This is a genomic window from Enterococcus sp. DIV1090 (assembly GCF_050537975.1).
Lineage (GTDB): Bacteria > Bacillota > Bacilli > Lactobacillales > Enterococcaceae > Enterococcus > Enterococcus faecalis.
Window position 1 is genome coordinate 667288 of record NZ_CP172917.1, and the last position, 22249, is coordinate 689536.

Annotated in this window: 15 protein-coding genes and 1 other annotated feature; of the genes, 12 read left to right on the forward strand and 3 right to left on the reverse strand. The window is 38.1% G+C overall.

Translation table 11 applies throughout. The features are described from left to right. Window positions 1-232: 232 nt before the first annotated feature. Window positions 233-868, reverse strand: coding sequence for a pentapeptide repeat-containing protein (locus tag IGL48_RS03215; RefSeq protein ID WP_002397946.1), 636 nt, complete (start codon window positions 866-868; stop codon window positions 233-235). Beyond that, a complete protein-coding gene (locus IGL48_RS03220) occupies window positions 865-1938 on the reverse strand; it encodes an FUSC family protein (protein WP_002355782.1) in 1074 nt (357 codons plus the stop codon). The genes IGL48_RS03215 and IGL48_RS03220 overlap by 4 nt, the downstream gene beginning before the upstream one ends. A 243-nt stretch (window positions 1939-2181) precedes the next feature. Between IGL48_RS03220 and opp1A the strand changes: the two genes are divergently transcribed. Next, on the forward strand, window positions 2182-3852 hold the full coding sequence (opp1A, locus tag IGL48_RS03225; RefSeq protein ID WP_010816372.1) for an oligopeptide ABC transporter substrate-binding protein Opp1A: 1671 nt from the start codon (window positions 2182-2184) through the stop codon (window positions 3850-3852). A 78-nt stretch (window positions 3853-3930) separates the two neighbouring features. Here the strand turns inward: opp1A and IGL48_RS03230 are convergent, their stop codons facing one another. Beyond that, window positions 3931-4281 carry a DUF3899 domain-containing protein gene (locus IGL48_RS03230; RefSeq protein WP_002355784.1) on the reverse strand — a complete coding sequence of 117 codons (351 nt, stop codon included), beginning with the start codon at window positions 4279-4281 and terminating at the stop codon, window positions 3931-3933. A 90-nt stretch (window positions 4282-4371) separates the two neighbouring features. Here IGL48_RS03230 and opp1B point away from each other — a divergent pair, with 90 nt between their 5' ends. The 11 genes from opp1B (at window position 4372) to IGL48_RS03285 (ending at window position 22244) form a co-directional block, all read left to right on the forward strand. Beyond that, complete coding sequence (gene opp1B, locus IGL48_RS03235) at window positions 4372-5313, forward strand: oligopeptide ABC transporter permease Opp1B (RefSeq protein WP_002381304.1); 942 nt, start codon at window positions 4372-4374, stop codon at window positions 5311-5313. Next, a complete protein-coding gene (gene opp1C, locus IGL48_RS03240; protein WP_002355787.1) occupies window positions 5313-6365 on the forward strand; it encodes an oligopeptide ABC transporter permease Opp1C in 1053 nt (350 codons plus the stop codon). The genes opp1B and opp1C overlap by 1 nt, the downstream gene beginning before the upstream one ends. Window positions 6366-6374: 9 nt before the next feature. Beyond that, a complete protein-coding gene (gene opp1D / locus IGL48_RS03245) occupies window positions 6375-7433 on the forward strand; it encodes an oligopeptide ABC transporter ATP-binding protein Opp1D (protein WP_002355794.1) in 1059 nt (352 codons plus the stop codon). Continuing rightward, the gene (gene opp1F / locus IGL48_RS03250; RefSeq protein WP_002355795.1) at window positions 7433-8389 is read left to right on the forward strand and encodes an oligopeptide ABC transporter ATP-binding protein Opp1F; all 957 of its coding nucleotides are present in this window, start codon (window positions 7433-7435) and stop codon (window positions 8387-8389) included. The genes opp1D and opp1F overlap by 1 nt, the downstream gene beginning before the upstream one ends. 40 nt (window positions 8390-8429) lie before the next feature. After that, entirely contained in the window at window positions 8430-9500 is a 1071-nt protein-coding gene (locus IGL48_RS03255) for an RNA-guided endonuclease TnpB family protein (protein WP_010824459.1), read from the forward strand. A 213-nt stretch (window positions 9501-9713) separates the two neighbouring features. Next, window positions 9714-9845: a sequence feature (ribosomal protein L20 leader region), on the forward strand. A 54-nt stretch (window positions 9846-9899) separates the two neighbouring features. Next, the gene (gene infC, locus IGL48_RS03260) at window positions 9900-10421 is read left to right on the forward strand and encodes a translation initiation factor IF-3 (protein WP_002355797.1); all 522 of its coding nucleotides are present in this window, start codon (window positions 9900-9902) and stop codon (window positions 10419-10421) included. Window positions 10422-10534: 113 nt separating this feature from the next. After that, window positions 10535-10735 (forward strand): 50S ribosomal protein L35, encoded by a 201-nt coding sequence (gene rpmI / locus IGL48_RS03265; protein ID WP_002355798.1) that lies wholly within the window; start codon window positions 10535-10537, stop codon window positions 10733-10735. A gap of 60 nt (window positions 10736-10795) precedes the next feature. Then, window positions 10796-11155: a 50S ribosomal protein L20 gene (gene rplT, locus IGL48_RS03270; protein WP_002355799.1), complete on the forward strand. Its 360-nt coding sequence runs from the start codon at window positions 10796-10798 to the stop codon at window positions 11153-11155. Between the two features lie 360 nt (window positions 11156-11515). Continuing rightward, window positions 11516-12196 carry a class B sortase gene (locus tag IGL48_RS03275; protein ID WP_010819806.1) on the forward strand — a complete coding sequence of 227 codons (681 nt, stop codon included), beginning with the start codon at window positions 11516-11518 and terminating at the stop codon, window positions 12194-12196. Continuing rightward, on the forward strand, window positions 12159-12812 hold the full coding sequence (locus tag IGL48_RS03280) for a hypothetical protein (RefSeq protein WP_010824460.1): 654 nt from the start codon (window positions 12159-12161) through the stop codon (window positions 12810-12812). Before IGL48_RS03275 ends, IGL48_RS03280 begins: the two co-directional genes overlap by 38 nt. 63 nt (window positions 12813-12875) lie before the next feature. Next, a complete protein-coding gene (locus tag IGL48_RS03285; protein WP_430601663.1) occupies window positions 12876-22244 on the forward strand; it encodes a DUF6531 domain-containing protein in 9369 nt (3122 codons plus the stop codon). The last annotated feature ends 5 nt before the right edge of the window (window positions 22245-22249 follow it).

A 22249-nucleotide genomic window follows, 5' to 3' on the forward strand; every position in this document is an offset into this window, starting at 1 on the left:
CAAAAGACGTTCTTGGATTAGAAGAACGTTTGTCATAATCTCTTCATGATTTATAGGAAATGATTCCAAAAGTTTCTCTTGTTCCAAAAAAAGAGATTGCTTAACCTAAGATAGTTTACCTAAAAATAAGGCACAAGTAAAATGGTTCCGTTGGTTTTTCCAAAAAATTAATAACAATTTAATAAGAAAGAACCGACAGAACCAGTTATTCGGCTATTTTTTTAAAATTTTCTTAGGTAATCACCAAACCAAGGGCACTTGCCAAATAAATGGCTTGTTCAGGGGTGACTTTAAGACCTGATAAATAGTTTGGTGAGAAAGTCAAGCGTTCAAAGGTGTTTTGGGAAAAATCCAATCCTTTTAAAGAAGTATTTAGCCAATTACTTTCGGTTAAATCGCAAGCTTCTAGAAGGAGTTTCTTCCAGGTGACCTCGAAAAATTCACTTTCGACTAAACGAGTCTGATTAAAGTGAACAAGATTAAAATTTGCAAAACGAAAAGAAGCATAATCAGCTTTGCAATCCTCAAATAGACAATCTTTTAAATAGCTATCTGCAAAATTCGTTCCTGTCAAATTACAACGAAGGAAAGTCACTCGATGAAAACTTCCAGACAGCCATTCGATGTTAGAAAAATCGCAAGCTTCAAAACGCACATTACTACAATCAAAAGAAGCAAACTGGCCATTTGCTAATGAAAGATGATCGAAAACAGCATCCCGAAAGACTAAGTTACGAACTTCTTGATTCGGTAAATCAATCTGCTGATACAAATGATTTTCTAAGATTGCCTCATCTTCTAATTGACAGTTCGTTAATAGAGGAAGTTGTTCTGGTAGATTTGGTGGCAAGGGATAAGTTATTTTCATAAAACGCCTCTTTCTTCTTGTTGATTTTCAAAGGTTTCATCAATTGAGTAGGCCCGATTATAGAAACGTAGCGCAGTTGTGAAAACATAAGCGCCGGCAAAACCAAGTAAACTACCTAACACAATCCCGACTAATCGATAGTTTAAAAGATTACTAATGACTTGCTGTCGTGCAAGATTTGATAATAATAAGGACATCGGGGTAATAAAAAAGCTGGCAATCGCATAGTTTCTGTTAATGAATCCTTCAAAAGCTGCATATAGAATACTAATGATACCGATTGTTTGTAAAGGTGTAAAGGGAATCATTAATAAAATTGCAGAAAGCAACAACCCAAGACTCGTACCTAGAATCCGTTGCACATTTCGCTGCATCACAGAATGTAAATTTTCCCCTTGTAAAATGGCTGCGCAAGTAAACGTCATCCAATAAGCGTTGACTAAATGAAGCGATTGACTTAAATAAGCCGCTAAAAATAAAATGGCCGCATAATGCAAAGCATCTAATAAAGAAGCGGGATCAATATAAAGTCGTTCTTGAAGAGACATCCGTTTTTGAAAAACGTAGGGGCGCTTGTCGATGAAATGAAGCACAATGCCCATGATAATGCCGGTCACTACTCCTAAAAGAACAAAACTGGCCATGATGGGAATCTTATGTAAAGGAAAATTGTTGCTTGTTCCCATTGCGGTTGACATGATAACTAACAAAGCACCAGGCTTCTCAATGCCATACAATCTAAAAAGTAAGCGTGCAAGAAAAGCGACGATGGCAATTGTAATGGGAATCAACCAAGGTACATGGTGACTTAGCATTCCTAAGCTGTTGCCCAGAACAATAAAAAAGCCAACAATATTCAGTCTGCGCAATAATTGGGGCAAAGGAAGCGGCTGATAATAAATAAACGTATAAATGCCCATCGAGCCAAAGGTCCCAATGAGTAAATTATTGGAAAAATAACCAATTAATAATGGAATTGCCATACAAATTGCGACACCAACTAACCGAAATAATTCGTCATTTGCTTTATCAATAGCAAACAAATCCTTTAAAAACGTAGAATTTTTCATATTTTGTCACTCCTTTACTTCCTAATTTACCATAATGTTTAGAAAACTGACAAAAGAATTGCAATAAAAGACAGGAAGAAAAAGAGTGATTTCTGATAGGAAGAGAAGAAAAATTAAAAAAAGTTAACATTTTGACTTGCAATTTTAATATGAAAAATGTAAGATATATTCCATAGCAATAAATAATTATTAAATTCTGATTTTTCAGAAAATACAGATTGTATTATTTTAGGAGGCAACACTATGAAATTGAAAAAGTCATTAACATTCGGTGTGATTACATTATTTAGCGTAACAACTTTAGCGGCTTGTGGAGGCGGCGGAACGTCAGATAGCTCAAGCGCGTCTGGTGGCGGTAAGGCAAGTGGCGAACAAGTTTTACGTGTCACAGAACAACAAGAAATGCCAACAGCTGATTTATCACTAGCAACAGACAGAATTAGTTTTATTGCATTAAATAATGTATATGAAGGAATTTATCGTTTAGACAAAGATAACAAAGTCCAACCTGCAGGTGCAGCGGAAAAAGCAGAAGTTTCTGAAGATGGACTAACATACAAAATTAAATTAAACAAAGATGCAAAATGGTCAGACGGTAAACCAGTGACTGCGAATGACTATGTTTACGGATGGCAACGAACAGTTGATCCAGCGACAGCTTCTGAATATGCTTATCTGTATGCCTCTGTAAAAAATGGTGATGCCATTGCTAAAGGGGAAAAAGATAAATCAGAATTAGGAATTAAAGCAGTCAGTGATACAGAATTAGAAATCACCTTAGAAAAAGCAACACCATACTTTGATTACTTATTAGCTTTCCCATCATTCTTCCCGCAACGTCAAGATATTGTGGAAAAATATGGTAAAAATTATGCATCAAACAGCGAAAGTGCTGTCTACAATGGGCCATTCGTCTTAGACGGCTTTGATGGTCCTGGTACAGATACAAAATGGTCATTCAAGAAAAACGATCAATATTGGGATAAAGACACAGTGAAACTGGACTCAGTAGATGTGAATGTTGTGAAAGAATCACCAACCGCGTTGAACTTGTTCCAAGATGGACAAACAGACGATGTCGTTCTTTCTGGTGAATTAGCCCAACAAATGGCCAATGACCCAGCTTTTGTTAGTCAAAAAGAAGCATCAACACAATATATGGAACTAAATCAACGTGATGAAAAATCACCATTTAGAAATGCAAACTTACGTAAAGCAATTTCTTACTCAATCGACCGTAAAGCGTTAGTTGAATCAATCTTAGGGGATGGTTCTATCGAGCCGAACGGTTTAGTACCAGCAGATATGGCAAAAGACCCAAGTGGCGGCAAAGACTTTGCTAAAGAAGCAGGTAGTCAAATTGAATATGATACGAAAAAAGCTAAAGAATACTGGGAAAAAGCGAAAAAAGAATTGGGGATTTCAACCTTAACAATGGATATTCTTTCTTCAGATGCAGATTCTTCTAAGAAAACAGTTGAATTTGTTCAAGGGTCAATTCAAGATGCTTTAGATGGTGTGAAGGTAACGGTTAGTCCGGTTCCATTCTCCGTTCGTTTAGATCGTTCAAACAAAGGCGACTTTGATGCAGTAATCGGTGGTTGGAGTGCTGACTATGCTGATCCAAGTAGTTTCTTAGACTTATTTGCTTCAGATAACTCATATAACCGTGGACGTTATAACAATCCAGAGTTTGACAAGTTAGTGAAAGCAGCAAGTAGCGCAGATGCGACAAATCCTGAAAAACGTTGGGATGATATGTTAAATGCAGAGAAAACGATTATGGGAGACATGGGTGTGGTACCATTATTCCAAAAATCAGAAGCGCATTTACGTGCTGAAAAAGTCAAAGATGTCGCAGTTCATCCTGCTGGCGCAACGTATGACTACAAATGGGCATACATTTCAGAATAACCTGACAAAAGATCGATAGCAAACAAAAAAGGACCTTTGCCATGGAATAAAAGGCAACGGTCCTCTTGCTATCTTGTCTTAGACCAAGTAAAATAGTAGAAAGCCTAAAGACAGAATCAGTAAGATGCCCCCAGTTTTTAGCCAGAAAGAGCGATGTGCATCGCCAATGACTGAAAGCGGGATAAACTCTTTCGGTTCATTTTTCTTTTTAAAACGAAACGCGTTTTTCATTGAGCGCTGAAAGTTATCGAAAAAGCCAGAGGACATAATCCATAAAGCAATGCCGATAATTAAAAAGAAAAGCGAAACGATAAAGAAGGTATCTGATAATGAGGAGGTAGTGATAGGTTCTTTACTTATTAATAAGTAAAGAAAAATGCCGATACTGGAAATAACGGCTGTAATAATTGGCCATTTAAAAGTTTTCATGTGTTCACCCTATCTATTATTGTGGTCTATCTAGTCATTACTTTAACGAAAATAACTGAGGAAGTCAAAAAAATCTCGGAGGTGTCATTATTGAATAGTTTTGGAAAATATTTTCTTAAACGGATCTTTTTCATGATTATCACTTTGTGGTTAATCGCAACGATTACGTTTTTCTTAATGCAATTATTACCAGGTACGCCTTATACCAACCAAGAAAAACTTAGTCCAGAAACAATCGCTATGTTGAATAAACAATCTGGCTTAGATAAACCAGTGATTGTTCAATACGGAATTTACTTAAAGAACCTGGTAACAGGAGACTTTGGTATTTCATTCCAATTTAAAAACCAACCTGTTGCTAAGTTATTAGCTGGTCGAATTGGGCCATCCCTTCAACTGGGAGGACAAGCGATTATCTTTGGTACGTTAGTCGGTATTTTATTGGGGATTATCGCAGCGATGCGTCAAAATACTTGGGTAGATACGTTGGCAACATTGTTAGCCATTTTAGGTCGTTCTATTCCAAACTTTGTTTTCGCGGTATTATTACAATACATTTTTGCAATGAAATTAAGAATCTTACCAATTGCTATGTGGAATGGTTTTGCATACACAATCTTGCCAACTATTGCCTTGGCAATGAGTCCAATGGCCGATTCGGCTAGGTTTATTCGAACCGAGATGGTAGAGGTCTTGCATAGTGATTATGTCGAATTAGCCAAAGCAAAAGGCTTGAGTCGCTGGCAAGTTGCATTCCGCCACGGATTAAGAAACAGTTTAATTCCATTGATTACCTTATTAGGACCTTTAGCCGTTGGTTTAATGACAGGTTCTTTAGTAGTAGAAAATATTTTTGCCATCCCTGGAATTGGGGAACAGTTTGTAAAATCAATTATGACAAACGACTATCCAACAATTATGGCAGTAACTATTTTGTATTCAACAATGTTAGTTGTTGTAATTCTGATTGTTGACTTACTTTATGGTTTAATTGATCCAAGAATTCGCGTATCAGGAGGTGCAAAAGGCTAATGGAAACAGTCAATAAAAATAATCTACCACAAGCGATTAAAGATATTCCGGCAGATGAGTTTCAGCCTCTAAACACTTCAACTCTAAAAGAAAGAGAGCGTATTGCCACACCGTCTTTAAGTTTCTTACAAGACTCATGGCGTCGTTTGAAAAAGAATAAAGCTGCAGTTATCTCAATGAGTTTCTTAGCAGTTATTATCTTTATCTCTATTATTACCATTTGGGTTTCACCACATAACCCAACGAAACAAAATGTTTCTTACATTAACTTACCACCACGAATTCCTGGCTTGGAAAGCGTGAATGGTTTAAATGGTAAAACAACAGTTGCTGGTCAATTAGTTGATAAATATGCACAAGCAAACGTTCCAGATAACGTAAACTTTTATCTAGGAACAGATGGTTTAGGTCGTGATGTCCTAAGTCGTTTATTTATGGGAACACGTATTTCATTATTAATTGCGTTTATCGCGGCAATTCTAGATATTACGATTGGGGTAACGTATGGACTGATTTCCGGGTTAGTCGGCGGTCGTGTCGATACAGTAATGCAACGTATTTTAGAAGTTCTTTCTGGTATTCCTAACTTAGTTGTTATGATCTTGATGCTAACAGTCTTTGATCCAGGGATTGTTTCGATTGTTTTAGCCATGGTTATTACAAACTGGATATCAATGGCCAGGATTGTGCGAGCCCAGACCATGAAACTAAAAGACCAAGAGTTTGTCATGGCAGCAGAAACATTGGGCGAATCTCGTTGGAAAATTGCTATTAAACATATTTTACCGAATATCTCAAGTGTCATTATTGTCCAAATGATGTTCAGTATCCCATCGGCAATTTTCTTTGAAGCGTTCCTAAGTTTTATTGGGTTAGGCTTACGTCCACCAACCGCATCTTTAGGAACCTTGTTAAACGAAGGATACAAAACTTTCCGTTTCCTTCCATATTTAATGTGGATTCCAGCGGCAACACTTTCAGTTATCATGATTTGTTTCAACTTGTTAGCTGATGGTTTACGTGACGCATTTGATCCTAAGATGAAAGAGTAAGAGTGGTGAATGACTATGGAAAAAGTATTAGAAGTTAAAGACTTAAGAATCTCCTTTGATACGTTTGCAGGTAAAGTCAACGCCATTCGTGGTGTGAGTTTTGATCTTTATAAAGGTGAAACGTTAGCCATCGTAGGTGAATCAGGGAGTGGTAAATCTGTTACAACTCGCAGTATTATGCGGTTGTTGAGCAGTAATGCCAATATTGATAACGGGGAAATTTTGTTTAAAGGGCAAGATATTGTTCATAAAACAGAAAAACAAATGCAAGCCATTCGTGGTAAAGAAATCGCAATGATTTTCCAAGATCCGATGACTTCATTAGACCCAACGATGCCAATTGGCAAACAAGTGGCGGAATCATTAATCAAACATAATAAAGTCTCAAAAAAAGAAGGCTTAGCGCAAGCATTAGAATTACTAAAATTAGTCGGCATTCCTAATGCTGAAAAACGTTTGAAAAACTATCCGCACCAATTTTCTGGTGGGCAACGTCAACGGATTGTCATTGCAATTGCTTTAATTTGTTATCCCGAAGTTCTAATTGCAGATGAACCAACTACAGCGTTGGATGTAACCATCCAAGCACAAATTTTAGAGTTATTAAAAGATTTACAAGAAAAAATTAGCACTTCGATTATTTTCATTACCCATGATTTAGGGGTAGTAGCGAACGTGGCTGACCGTGTCGCTGTCATGTACGGTGGACGTCTGGTTGAAGTGGGAACAGCAGAAGAAATTTTCTATAATCCACAACATCCATATACTTGGGGACTTTTAGGGTCAATGCCAACGATGGAAGGAACAGAAGACAAACTTTATGCGATTCCAGGTTCACCTCCAGATTTATTAGATCCACCAACTGGAGATGCCTTCTATCCACGGAATGAGTTTGCTTTAAAAATTGATACAGAAAAAGAACCACCTTATTTTGAAGTATCACCAACCCACAAAGCAGCAACGTGGTTATTAGCACCACAAGCACCAAAAGTTACGCCTCCAGCAGAGATTGTTCGTCGTTGGGCAATTTATGCAGAGCGTCAAAAAAATCCAGGAGGTAGTAATTAATGGCAGAAGAGAAAAAAGTCCTATTAGAAGTCACTGGTTTGAAACAGTATTTCAATGTTGGTCGTAAAGACGAAGTAAAAGCCATTGATGACATTAGTTTTCATATTTATGAAGGCGAAACCTTTGGATTAGTTGGCGAATCAGGAAGCGGAAAATCAACAACTGGTCGCAGTGTCATTCGTTTATATGATCCAACTGCTGGTGAAATTCTTTTCGATGGAAAAGACATTAGCAAAATTAAATCAAAAGCGGACATGCAAGCATTCCGCCGCGATGTTCAAATGATCTTCCAAGATCCATATGCTTCATTGAATCCAAGAATGAAAGTTAATGATATTATTGCTGAAGGAATCGATGTCAATGGATTAGCTAAAACACCAAAAGAGCGGGAAGAAAAAGTCAATGAACTTTTAAAAACGGTGGGATTAAATCCAAGTCACAGTACACGTTATCCTCATGAGTTTTCTGGTGGGCAACGTCAACGGATCGGGATTGCTCGTGCTTTAGCGGTTAATCCGCGTTTCATTATCTGTGATGAGCCAATTTCGGCTTTGGATGTGTCGATTCAAGCCCAAGTAGTAAACTTATTACAAGATTTACAAAAAGAACAAGGCTTAACTTACTTGTTTATCGCACATGACTTATCGATGGTAAAACATATCAGTGACCGAATTGGCGTAATGCACAGTGGGAAATTATTGGAAATGGGCACAAGTGATGATGTCTATAATTTCGGCGTTCATCCGTATACAGAAAGTTTGCTTTCTGCGATTCCATTACCAGATCCAGACTATGAACGCACACGTAAACGGATCGTTTACCAGCCTGCAGCGGCAGATGGGAAAGATCGTGAGCTCCGTGAAATTCTCAATGGACACTATGTTTATTGTGCTGAAGACGAAGTTGCAATGTACCGTGAAAAAATTGAAGAGAAGAAAAGAAAAGCTGGTTTATAACCAGCTTCTTTTCTAACTATCTTGGTAGGGTGGTTATGAGATGAAGGCTCTGAAAGCTTATAAATACAGACTTTATCCAACCTCAAAACAAGAAGAGTTTATTCAAAAAACATTTTCTTGTGTTCGCTTGGTGTATAATTTAATGTTACAAGACCGGATTGATATCTACAAAGAGATGCGAAAAAATCCTCAACAAACGTTTAAAATGCCAACGCCAGCTAAATATAAGAAACAATACCCTGTCCTCAGAGAAGTTGATAGTTTAGCTTTGGCAAATGCACAAGTTTATTTGGATCGAGCCTTTAAAAATTTTTATCGGGAAAAAGGGATGGGCTTTCCAAAAAAGAAAAAGAAAGAAACGGTGCATTCCTACACTACGAACAATCAACATGGGACGGTCAAAATTTTGGATAATCGTTATTTGAAAGTACCTAAATTGAAATCTTTAATTAAAATGAAGGTACACCGCCAACCGCTGGGGGAGATAAAATCTGTAACTATTTCTATGAGTGCGAGTCACAATTATTATGTTTCCATTTTGTGTGAAGCGCCGATTGAAACGAAAACAAAGCAACAAAAAATGGTGGGAATTTGTAGCAGTAGGGAAAAATTTGCGCTGCTTTCGAATGGTGAAAGCTTCGAAAAAAGCTATTGTTCAAAGCATTTAAAGCAAAAACTACGTCAAGAAGAACGAAAATTAAACAAGCGTAAAATGATTGCTTTAGAAAAAGGTGTCGATCTTTCGCAAGCAAAAAATTATCAAAAACAAAAAATGAAAGTCGCAAAAATTCGCGAAAAAATAGCCAACCAACGAACGGATATTTTAAACAAAATTACAACGGAATTGGTTTCAAGTTACGATGTTATTTGTATTGAAAAAGCCCATCACAGTAATGAGCGGCCGCCAAAATATGATCGTTCTGAACTGGCTTGGTCTTTATTTTTAGCTAAACTGTTGTATAAAGCACAATGGTATGGCAAAGAACTCATTTGTATTGAGTCAGAGGAGATAGAAACAGAGTTGTCTTTTTCTGAAAGTACAGAAAATTCAGAGTATCTTAGAAGTCAAAAAATCTTAGAACGTGGCTTGTCTAAACGAGAAACCTTATAAATAGAAGAACTGTAGGGACTACAGGGATCGCCTAGGGGATAGAAAATGTACACCATGTGTTGAACCATTTGTTTCTAGGAAGTCACATTGGGACAGTCCACTAATTATTAATGATCAAAATACGAGTTCAAACGAATCTAGTGCTAGATTCGTTTTTTTTTGAGGAAATATATTGACAACTAGGATAATCTAAGGTAAACTAGTGAAGTTGAGAAATGAAAGCAGAAGCACCCGCTTCTCGCCTTAGTTGAGTATATCGCTGGGCTAGATAAAGTATTCCTTATTTTTTTAAGTAAGGCAGACTGTTGGCGGGTTCTGGATAGGAACCTGTTTTTTTATTGCATTTAGCAAACAAAGCAGACTTCCGTTAGGATTTTCTCTTAAAAATTTTGGAGGTGAATGACCATAGCAAAGGATATGATGGTTAACGACGGCATTCGTGCACGCGAGTTACGTTTGATCGGACAAGATGGTGAACAATTAGGTGTAAAAACCAAAGCAGAAGCATTACAAATCGCTGAATCTGCAAACTTGGATTTAGTACTTGTAGCGCCAGGAGCGAAACCACCAGTTGCGCGAATTATGGATTATGGAAAATTCCGTTTCGAACAACAAAAGAAAGAGCGTGAAGCTCGCAAGAAACAAAAAGTGATCAACGTCAAAGAAGTTCGTTTAAGTCCAACAATTGACGTAAATGACTTCAATACAAAACTTCGTAATGCGCGTAAGTTCTTAGAAAAAGGAGACAAAGTGAAAGCTTCTATCCGTTTCAAAGGCCGTGCCATTACCCATAAAGAGATTGGTCAGAAAGTTCTTGATCGCTTAGCTGAAGAAACTGCGGACATCGCCACAGTGGAACAAAAAGCGAAAATGGACGGACGCAGCATGTTTCTAACGCTGGCACCGAAAAACGACAAGTAAACGAAGAGACCGAGCATTCGGACTTTTGGTAATTTCTACAAGAAGGATATTCGACAGTTGTGACTGTTAGAGTCTTTCACTTGAAGCAAAGATTTTGAGGAGGAAAATTAGTCATGCCAAAACAAAAAACACACCGCGGATTAGCAAAACGTGTAAAACGTACTGGTGGAGGCGGCTTAAAACGTGGCCGTGCCTTTACATCTCACCGTTTCCACGGTAAAACTAAAAAACAACGCCGTCAATTGCGTAAAGCAAGCATGGTTGCAAAAGGCGATTACAAACGTATCCGCCAACAATTAGCAAGAATGAAATAAAACAACTCGGTGACTTTTAGATTACCGTCAAGAGAAACAAGATATTAGGAGGAATTCAACATGGCACGTGTTAAAGGTGGAACAGTAACCCGTAAACGTCGTAAAAAAGTCCTTAAGTTAGCGAAAGGCTACTACGGATCAAAACATACTTTATTTAAATCAGCAAAAGAACAAGTAATGAACTCTTATTACTATGCATTCAGAGACCGTCGTCAAAAGAAACGTGACTTCCGTAAATTATGGATTGCACGTATCAACGCGGCAGCTCGCATGAATGGCTTAAGCTATTCTAAATTAATGCACGGTTTGAAATTGGCAGAGATTGATATCAACCGCAAAATGTTAGCTGACTTAGCCGTTAACGATGCAGCAGCATTTACAGCGTTAGCTGAACAAGCAAAAGACGCTTTAAGCAAATAAGCTTAAATAATCTTTCACACCCTACTCCTTGAGTAGGGTGTTTTTTTATCTTTATTTAAATAGCCAAATATTATCATGCTTAAAAATAATTTTAATAAAATTATATAAATAATTAATTATAATTAATGTTTGTTGTTTTTATTTATCGAATAAAAACAACTAGGAGATGTTAATTTTAATCAATAAATATTTTTATTTATTTCAAAGGTTTTATAGCTGATTTTTTAAAGGTTAATTACTATTTCATTGTTTTGAATATTGTGATAATATTTTAAATGATTATATTTCTATTTTTTTAATTTTAGATGATAATGTTTTATTGGAGATGTATGAAGTTTATAACTAATTAGGAGGGATTTGTTGAAACAATTTCTAACGCTTGTTGTTTTAATTTTTGTTTTAGGAATCTGTTGGCTGAAATTTCTAGATGTAGAAAATATAAAGTCAGAATTAAGTGTTAATAAAAGCCAAACTGCTTTTCATAGTAATTCAGATGTGTATGCTCAGTTAGATGTTGAGGGTACAAGTATTCATTATCCTGTAGCACAACATTTAACAGAGGATAGTTATTATCTTACGCATGATGTTGATCATAATGAAACCATTTATGGTGCGGTTTTTACTGAGGGAGTCAATAGGAAAGATTTTAAGGACCCTGTCACGATTATTTATGGACATTCTACGAGAGATGGATCGATGTTTGGAACACTATCGAATTTTGCAGATACAAATTTTTTTGAGACGAATCGTAGAATTACCATTCGAACACAGCAAGAAGTGATTGAGTATGAAGTTTTTGCAGCCTATCGTTTTACAGATGAGCATTTGTTTGAAACGTATCATTTAGGGGATTTAAAGGCTGTGAATGATTACCAGGAAAGGATTGAGGAATATTCAAAACAAGCACAAGGCCATTATCGTAAATCTGTTGCCCAAGCGCACGGGAAACTTTTGATATTGTCGACTTGTGATGAAAAAGATGGGGAGAGAAGGTTTGTTGTTCATGCAAGAGAAAGGGAACGGAACAAAAGTGAAGAGTAGTCTAGGGGAAGGAATAAAGAAATTTTATTTTACTCTGTATGTTGTAGGAGTAATGTTTTATGGAATGGGAAGTTATTTATTTTTAAATGGAATAGTTACTTCTAGACTAGAAGACTCATTTAATAGAATTATTAGTTATGGGATTGGTGTAACATTAGTAAGTCTAGGCGTAGGCCTTTTCCTGTATTTATTTTATCTATTTTATCGTAAGGTATCTTCAAAGAAAAAAGTACGACGAGCTTTAAAAAATTATTTGTTGGTGATGCTTCTATCAGGAGTTCTTCTAGGGCTATTGGGAGAAATGCTCTACCGTACAACAGAAATTTCCTATGAAGGGACAAAGCGTTTAATTTGGATATTAACGACTTATATACAAGGAAGTGCACGGTTTATTTTTCTTTACTATTGCTTAGAAAACTTTTTAAATGAATCATTTTGTTGGAAAAATCGGTTATTTAGACAATTGTTGTTGGGGGTTTTCTTTTTATTAAGTATATCTATAGGGATACGAATATTTTTACCGAGTATTAGTCCGATAGTCATGTTTCTAACAGATATAGTTATTTCAATTGGAATTGTTTATAAAGAGCTATTTCAATCAAAAAAAAGGGAGTAGGGGTAAAAATTGAAAAAAAGGATAGAAAAAATTATTAAGTATGTTGTGTTGGTGCATTTATTAATGGGGAGTATGCCTTTCGCTTATGCGGAAGAGATTCAGGATACTGTTGAACAAAATAAGGCAAAAAATTATTATAAAGAAACGGTAGAGAATGTTCAAGAGTCAGTCGTTCCAGAGACCCAGAACCAAACAGAGGACACATTGGTCAAAGAAACAGAAACTTCTCCTTCAGAATTAGATGGCAAGAAAAAAATTGACGATGGCAACAAAGAATATGCGCTGCACTTGCCCGAGGTCGAAGAGAAGAAGCTTAATAAAGAGGAAGAATCGTTAAAAACAAAATATGGTGAGCCGATTTTAGAAAATGGTCAGGAACAGATTTATAAAGTAGATGACACACATTTTATCACCTATATTAACAGTGACGTCAAAACATATAAAAATGAAGAAGAAATTGAGGTTCCTGTCGATTTAAGTCTGGTGTCGGTGAACGAAGAGGATAAAACTATTTTTAAACCGAATAGCAGTCCTGTAGCAGTCGTTTTACCAGATAAAATGGATCAAAATCAAGGGGTTCAAGTATCAAAAGGCGAGGATACGTTAGAGTTAAAGCCAAAGGATAAGGTTTATAAAAATGTAACAGTTAAAGAAAATGCGCTTCTTTATAACAATGTTGACGAAGGTGATGATGTTCAGTACACGGTGACGGATAAAGGTGTCAAAGAAGAAATTATTTTAGAAAAATGGCGGGAAAAACATCAATTTGTGTATCAGTTTTCTACTGAAAAGTATTCAGCTTTTTTAGAGAGTAATCAAGTCCTAATTCGGAAAAAAGGTCAAAAAGAAGTGCTGTTTGTTTTATCGGCGCCACAAATGATGGATCAAGCTGGTGAAACAAGTGAAGACATTACAATGAGTCTTCAGAAACAAGAAGATCATTATGAATTAACGATTGACGCCAGTCAAGAATGGTTAGCAGATGAAGCACGTGTTTATCCTGTTCGGATTGATCCAACAGTAACTGTTCCTACCGAAAATTTAATTGATACGGTCACTAGTTCAGTACATGGAACCTATCAAGGGCGGGGCTATGGCTATGTTGGTTATATTACGCAAGAAATGACCGGTATCTGGAATGCAAAAGATGTTGGACGGACAAGGATTTATTCAAAAATTAATTATGACTTTTCGAAAATTCCTAAAGAGGCAAAGATTGATAGTGCTACCTATAATTTGTATCAATACATTCAGTATCCGCAAACCAATGCGACGTTTTCTAGTTATAAACTGACAGAAGACTTTAATATTGATACATTGACATGGGATAATTCAGTCGGCTTATCACAAGAGCCAACAGGCGAAAAAGCAATTAGTGGTGCCAAATATGGGCTGCATCAATTTGATATTCGTGATGCGGTTAATAGTTGGGTACAAGGAACGAGCAAAAATTATGGGATAGTCGTTCAGGCAACCAATGAAAATGATTATGGTGGAGCTTTTTATACGACTTATTCAACAGGTGGTCCAGGACAATTTGATTTTACACCTGATAAACGCCCAAGTTTAACGATTAATTGGTCGATTCCTGATCCAGTTGATATCCATTATCCAATTAAAGATACGACCGTTGCTTTACGATCCATGATGACAGCGGATAAAAAAGGGAAATTGCAGTTTCAAGGTGTTTTTGCAGACGGATTAACAACACCAGGTGCGATTTTGGATTATAGCTTGAGTGATAAAGGCAAAGACTTTGCTGGACAATCGTTTGCTAGTTATTCTTATAAGTATCCTAATTCAAGTCTGTTTGACTCTTATTTTCCAAAAGGAACCACGAAATACCGAGATAAACTTTCTAATTGGCAAACAGGGATTCCGTTTACCGCGCCAACCCACAATACGGTTTACACGATTGACGCAGAAAGTAAAAAAGATGGCCGTTCTAGCGGGAAAAAGAGTAGTGAAAAATTTGTCATTTACAAAGTGACGCAATATGATACGTTACCTAAAATCGCTGCTTATTATGGCGTACCATTAGCTCAAATTGTTTATGACAATCGAGTACAAGACATGTTGCTTTTACAAAATAATACACTGTTTATTCGCAATCCCAAGAAAAATGCGAACAAGCCATATAATCCACCGAAGCTTTCAGATGGAACCAAACAAGATATTGATAGCTTATTAATGGGACGTGGTCTGCATTGCGAGTTCGGTTTTGAACCGATTAATTTGAATACAGGCAATTTTTATCTAGATCGGACGGATGTTACGATTCCTAGCTTAACTAGCAATTTTGAAATTACGCGAACGTATAATTCCAAAGGAGCGGACATCAATAGTCTTTTTGGACGTGGTTGGTCTTTTGCTTTCAATGAACAAGTCACTAGTGATGAAAAAGAAAACCTTTATTATACACGAACAGATGGCAGTATTCTGAAATTTAAAAAAGAAGGCAACAAATACCTTGCGCCAGCAGGTTATGATTTAACGATGACAGTCAAAGAAAAAGAAACGAAAGAAGCCGATTTTGGCAATGGCAAAGAAAAATATAAGGTGAAAGAGTATCAAATCACAGACAATGATAACCAAGAGAAAACCTTTAATTATTTTGGTCTGCTAACTAGCCAAAAAGATGAAAAAGGCAACGTAACGAAATTTGATTACAATAAAAATGCTCAATTAACTGCTATTACTGATCCAACAGGCACCATGTACAACATTACCATGAACGAAGAGGGCTATATCAGTAATATTACGGTACCCAACGGCGCTAAATTAGCCTATGAATACGATAACGAAGGACATTTGATTGGTTTTACTGACGCGATAGGAGTCAAAACACGTTATGAATACAACAAAGAAGGTCTAATGACTGCTTGGTATGACGGCAATGGCAATAAAATTATTGAAAATACCTATGATAAAGAAGCTCGTGTTGTCAAACAAGTTGACGGAACAGGCGCTGTGTCAACGTTGGCGTACAGCGACGGACAAACAATTACAACAGACGGCAATGGTGCGGTCACAACGTATCACTATGACAAACAATACCGCACAACTCAAATCAGTTATTCTGATGACACAAGTGTTGTCAAAGCTTATGATGCCGAGAATCGTCTAATCAGTGAGACGAACGAACTAGGACAAACTTCTAGCTACACCTATGATAAAAAGGGGAATCAGCTGACGGAAACGCGTTTTGACGGCGCTGTTAAAAAAGCTACTTATGATGAGAAAAATCACATCACTAGTGAAGTCGATTTTGATGGAACCAAGACATTATATACGTATGACAAGGCAGGGAGTTTACTCTCTAGCCAAATCAATCAGCAAGGCAAAATGACCTTTGCTGTTGATAAACAAGGGCGTATAACGAGTACCACTGATTCTGAGGGTAACCAAACGACTTATAGTTATTCGGGTGCCTTTTTGGACAAAATTATCAATCCTCTAGAGGGTGTGACTAGTATCACCTATAATGCTCACGGACTTCCTGTTAGCATGACAAACCCATTAGGCGGCATCACAACGATGACCTATGATGGTGAAGGACGCAAAACCAGCGAAACGACCCCAGACGGACAAACGACCAGTTATACCTACGATGGTGCTGGTCAAGTAATAGCCCAAACAGACGGTAACGGCTTTACGTCGACATTCACTTATGATGCAGTTGGCAACAAGTTGAGTATGACCAATGCCACTGGTGGTAGCTATACGTATGCTTATGACGGTGTGGGTAATCAGATTAAGATGACCAATCCAGAAGGACAGACGACAACCTATACCTATGATCAACATCAACGCTTACTAAGTGAAACCAATGCGGCTGGCCAAACATTAACCTACCAAAGAGATGCATTAGGCCGTTTGCTAAGTGATACGAATGAAGCGGGAAAAACAACGACTTACACGTATGACGACATTACGAATCAAATCGCCACAATGACCGATCCACTGAAACAAGTGACCAGTAATACTTATGATGACACGGGTAATTTGGTCAAAGCAGAGAAACCTGATGGCACCCAAGTATCAAATGAATACAACGATTTAGGCTGGATTATTAAACGGACAGATGAAGCTGGAATTGTCACCACGTATACCTACGATGAAAATGGTAACAAATTAAGTGAAACAACTAATAACAGAACAACAAACTATACCTATGATTCGTTAGGAAATGTAACAAAAGTCACGTATCCAAATCAAAAAACAAGTACGTACACCTATGACAAAATGGGCAATGTTCTTTCGTTCATTGACGCTCGTGGCAAAGAAACTATTTATAGCTATACAAAAGGTGGCACCTTAACGACAATTACGGATCCGCTAGGCAATCAAACCAAAATTGCCTATGATGGCAACGGCAACCAAGCTAGTGTAACTGATGCAGCGGGCTATACCACCAGCACTACTTATAATGGTCATAATTTACCAGAAACAGTCACAGACGGCTTAGGCAACCAAACAAAGTATTCCTACAGTCAAATTGAGCAGATAACCAGCGCAACTGATGCTTTAGGTAATAAAAAGGTCTATGCATATAATGAACTAGGCTATCCGACCGCTATTACCGATGAAAATGGCAATGTCTACAAGCTTTCATATACACCGACTGCTCAAACAGAAAAAGTTGAAAATCCTGATGGTTCCACATTAACGAATACCTATGATGAATTAGATCGGTTAGTCAAAGAAACACACTCTAACGGTTTAATCACTGAATACGAATATGATGCAAGTAATCGTGTGATTCATTTAAAAGACAACCAGGGATTAGATGAAGCCTATACGTATAATGCATCGGGTGAAAGGCTGACAGAAACAAACAGCTTAGGGCAAGTCACAACCTATGAATATGACGAACAAAACAACGTTACAAAAATTGTTTATGCAGACAAAACCAGCGAAACATTCACGTATGACGTCATGGGCAATCTGCTGACGTCCACGGATGTCGAAGGGAAGAAGTCAACCTATACCTATGACGAAAATGGCAATTTAACCGAAACAACCGATGCAAAAGGACGTAGCACGGCTTATACGTATGATGCAATCAACCAAATTGTTACAGAAACAAATCCAGCTGGCGGGAAGATGGTTTACACCTATGATATTTTAGGGAATGTCTCGAGTATCACAGATGAAAAGGGCGAAAAAACTAGTTACGGTTACGATGCCAACCAAAACTTGATCCTTTATACCGATGCAAAAAAGAATACAACAGCCTTGAAATACGACCCTCTGAATCGTCTAACTGAAAAAGTTAGTCCCACAGGTGCTGTCCAAAAGTATTCTTATGATCATTTAGGCAACCTTTTAACTGAAACAAGCGGCGAAGAAAATCGTACTAGCTATACCTATGATTCAATGAACCGTGTTGCTAGTATCACGAAACCGACTGGTGGTATCAGTAAATATACCTATGATCAAGCAGGCGGACTTTTATCAGAAACAGATGAAAACGGCCACAAAACAACTTATGAAAATAATCTTTACGGTCAAGCCATCAAACGGACTTTACCAAACGGCGCTAAATACAGTTACGCTTATGATAAATTAGGACGTTTAAGCCAACAATTGGCACCGAAAGGTTTATCGCAAAGCTATACCTATGATGTTGCTGGGAATTTAATCAAACAAGAAGATCAATCAAAACGGGTCACAACTTATGATTATGACAAAGCGGGGCGCTTGCTGAAAACGACCAATCCAGCAGACTTAACGACTACGTTTACCTATGACGAAGCAGGGAATTTAGCGCAAACCGCCAGTCCAAGTGGCATCAAAACCAACTACAGTTATGATGTTTTAGATCAATTAAAAACAGTTGCTACACCAACCGGACGCAAGACTTCTTACGAGTATGATCCAGTCGGTCAGTTGACGACACGAACCATTAACGGTAAACGAAAAGAAACCTACAACTATGATCCAAACGGTAATCTAACCGAAACCATTAACGCATTAGGTCAAAAAAGTTCTAAGACCTATGATACAGGAGATCGCTTAACAAGCGAAACCAATACCGCTGGACAAGTCACGGCTTATCAATATGACCAAGATGACCGCTTAACGAAAATTATTTCAAGTGAAGGGGCTTTCAACGAATTTTCATACGACGGCAATAACAATTTAACTAAAGTTACTTCTGGCGGACAACGAGTGACTAGCTACAGCTATGACAAAGCAGATCAACTACTTGAAGCCACTACCGGAACTGTCGCAAAAGCGGCGACAACCAGCTACGCGTATGATTCTGTCGGCAATATTACCGAGATGACCAATGGCAATGGTAAAGTAACCAAATATAAATACGATGAACTATCGAATGTCGTGGAAAAAGTCAATAGCTTAGGTGACACCACAAAATACACCTATGATGCGGACGATCGTTTAGAAAGTGTCAAACAAGCCAATGGCAAAACGATTTCCTATGATTACAACAAGCTGGATCAACTGCTGCAAGTCAATTATTCAGAAAAAGCAGATGGTACCGTGATGTACACTTATGATTCAGAAGGACGTCGAATTTCCATGAATGACTTAACGGGACAAACCCAATACGAATACAACGACGAAGACGAAATAACTGGTGTCCGCCAAGGCGACGGCAGCTTGATTAAGTACACGTATGATGATTATGGCAACATCAAAAAAATGACTTACGCCGACAAGTCTGAAGTCAAGTACAGCTATGATGAATTGGACCGTTTAACCAAAGTCACTGACAAAGAGAACCAAACGACGACTTACGAATATGACGATGCTGGCAACATGACCAAAATCAAGCGCAAAGATGGCACGACTTCAACGCTAACTTATCGTTTGGACAATCGTGTTGAAGAAATTGTGCATCGTAACAAAAAAGGCAAAGAACTGGCATCCTATCGTTATGAATATAATGCCGATACCTTTATTTCAGAAGAAGTCATTACACAAGCTGGCAAAACCGTTGTACAAACTTATGAATACGATAGCTTAGGACAAGTCGTTCAGATGACCGTTTTTGATAAGAAGAAAAAACAGGAACTTGCAACGTATACCTACACTTACGATCAAGCAGGCAATAGATTAAGCAGTACGGAAACCATTGCTGGGCAAGAAGTAAAAACTGAGTTCACTTATGACGACAACAATCGCCTGTTGCGTATGAAAAACGATCAGGAGACCATCACTTATGAATACGATAAGAACGGTAATCGTCTGAAACAAAGTGGCACCGATGAAACACTAGACTATATTTATGACACAGAAAATCGCTTACTAGCAGTCAAAGATAATCAAGGATTACTATTAGCAGCACTTTATGACGGCGAAAATAATCGGGTCTTCACAGCGAGTCGCACAGAAAAAACGACCGCCTATCAACTCTTTAAACGTCAAGAGAAAAAAAGCAAAGTCGCAGCGAAAAACGTGCCAGCCGATCGCCGTAAATCCCCAGCGACTAGTCCCAACGGCGAAGAGAATTCTCTTTTCTGGTACGGATTTACAGGCAACGTTCTTCAAGCACTTTCAAGTTTACCAGAAACCGTTGGCGATCTTTGGTTGGAGGCTTTTGATACTATTTCACGTGCCTACCATCAAAAAATCGCGAAAGATCGAGCGAACGAAGAAGGGATTGTGGTCAATCCACCAAGCTTAGGCAAGCGACCTGGTGAAGGGAAAGTCACTTATTCTTCCGAAGTGAATGACGTGTTAATCCCTTATACAACTAGGGAAGATACGTACAATTACTACGAAGTGCGCAACTATGTCAATGATGTCAATCAAGAAAATACCCAAGTCCTGCAAACGTATGATGATGAAAAGAAAACACGAGAGACGTACACGTACGGCCATGAACGACTCAGTTATACCAATCATCAAACGAACGAAGATTATCAATACTTGACCGATGCCCGTGGCAGTGTCACCGGTTTAGTCCAAGGAGAAAAAATAACCAACACGACTCACTACAGCGTTTTCGGCAGACCAACAGAAAAAGATGACACTGGCAATCCTTATGGGTATACTGGAGAAGCACAGGACGTTACAGGTTATCATTACCTCAGAGCTCGTTACTATGACAGCCACAGTGGCACCTTCCTGACCCAAGACAGTTACGAAGGGGAAGAAGATAATCCATTAAGCCAAAACGGCTACACGTATGTCGAAAACAACCCAATCAACTATACCGATCCAACGGGACATAAGAAAAATTGGTTTCAAAACGTGTGGTCAGGCATCAAAAAAACGGCCAGTAAAGTAGTTAATAAAGCAAAACAAGTTGTTAGTAATGTGTATAATACCGCGAAAAAAGTTGTCAGCACTGTTTGGAATGGTGTGAAGCAAGTAGCGAGTAGCGTGTGGAACGGTGTCAAACAAGTCGCAAGTTCGGTTTATTCTGGTGTCACCAACTTTGCGAGAACTGCCTATAATACCGTAAGTAATTATTTCTCTGGAGGAGGAACTAACTATTGGCAACCAGCCTCCGCCAATTATAGTGGCTACAGCTACTATAGCGGCTATCCCGTCGCAAGCGGTGCACCAAGTAGCCAAAGTACTCTAAGCTATGCACAAATCCAAGCGATACAAACAGCCCAACGCCAACAACGTTTAACCGCAGACTACCAAAAAGCAACAGGTAGTAAAGGCAAACCGAAGACAAAAGAAGGCCAGAACTTACTGAGAAACTGGGGCCAATCTTTGAAGAATACTTTGACGAAGTTCTGTCGGACATCAGTAAAAGTTGTGAAAGATACCGCTAAAACGAGTGTTGCATTTGGCGTTGGCACAGTTATTCAAATAGGTGAAAATAATTTAATCAAGCCAGTTTTAGATAAGTTATTTGGAGAATGGCAACCGAAAGAGTGGATTGAAGAAGATCCAGGATATGCACGAGGTAGACGCCTAGGGAATATACTAGGGTTTTTCCAAGCAGCAGCAGAATATGTGGCTGCAGGTGCAATCTTTACAGGTGGAAATGGCTTAAGCATTGCTGGTGCGCCAGTTTCTGGGGGAGCAACTTTAGCAGGTTCTGCTGCTTCAACAGCTGCAGCAGCGGGAGTATTCACGCATGCGACCGCAGTGCTAGGAGCAAGTGTGAATAGCATGATGAGCGGGGATAATTATGGTTCGGGGAATAACAATACCGTAAACCAAGAAACTATTAAAAGTAATTTAGGTAGGGTTATAGACACTACTCCTGCTAAGAAACATTATAAAGTTAAAAAAAATCCTGGACCATTTGGGGAACCTAATAGTAGTGTAGATATTTTAAATTCCAAAGGAGAGGTTGTTACAAGAAGATTCTATGACAAATCTGGGAGAGCTATTCGTGATGTGGATATGACTAACCATGGGAACTCTAAGAACCATCCAGAGTATCCTCATGAACATAATTGGAAATATGATTCTAACGGTAACCCAACTAGAGAATAAAAGTT

Bases quoted from the DNA above. Each gene is read 5' to 3' on its own strand.
- IGL48_RS03215 (WP_002397946.1), bottom strand. From the start codon at position 868: ATGAAAATAACTTATCCCTTGCCACCAAATCTACCAGAACAACTTCCT.
- IGL48_RS03220 (WP_002355782.1), bottom strand. From the start codon at position 1,938: ATGAAAAATTCTACGTTTTTAAAGGATTTGTTTGCTATTGATAAAGCA.
- opp1A (WP_010816372.1), top strand. From the start codon at position 2,182: ATGAAATTGAAAAAGTCATTAACATTCGGTGTGATTACATTATTTAGC.
- IGL48_RS03230 (WP_002355784.1), bottom strand. From the start codon at position 4,281: ATGAAAACTTTTAAATGGCCAATTATTACAGCCGTTATTTCCAGTATC.
- opp1C (WP_002355787.1), top strand. From the start codon at position 5,313: ATGGAAACAGTCAATAAAAATAATCTACCACAAGCGATTAAAGATATT.
- opp1D (WP_002355794.1), top strand. From the start codon at position 6,375: ATGACTATGGAAAAAGTATTAGAAGTTAAAGACTTAAGAATCTCCTTT.
- opp1F (WP_002355795.1), top strand. From the start codon at position 7,433: ATGGCAGAAGAGAAAAAAGTCCTATTAGAAGTCACTGGTTTGAAACAG.
- IGL48_RS03255 (WP_010824459.1), top strand. From the start codon at position 8,430: ATGAAGGCTCTGAAAGCTTATAAATACAGACTTTATCCAACCTCAAAA.
- infC (WP_002355797.1), top strand. From the start codon at position 9,900: ATGACCATAGCAAAGGATATGATGGTTAACGACGGCATTCGTGCACGC.
- rpmI (WP_002355798.1), top strand. From the start codon at position 10,535: ATGCCAAAACAAAAAACACACCGCGGATTAGCAAAACGTGTAAAACGT.
- rplT (WP_002355799.1), top strand. From the start codon at position 10,796: ATGGCACGTGTTAAAGGTGGAACAGTAACCCGTAAACGTCGTAAAAAA.
- IGL48_RS03280 (WP_010824460.1), top strand. From the start codon at position 12,159: ATGCAAGAGAAAGGGAACGGAACAAAAGTGAAGAGTAGTCTAGGGGAA.
- IGL48_RS03285 (WP_430601663.1), top strand. From the start codon at position 12,876: ATGGGGAGTATGCCTTTCGCTTATGCGGAAGAGATTCAGGATACTGTT.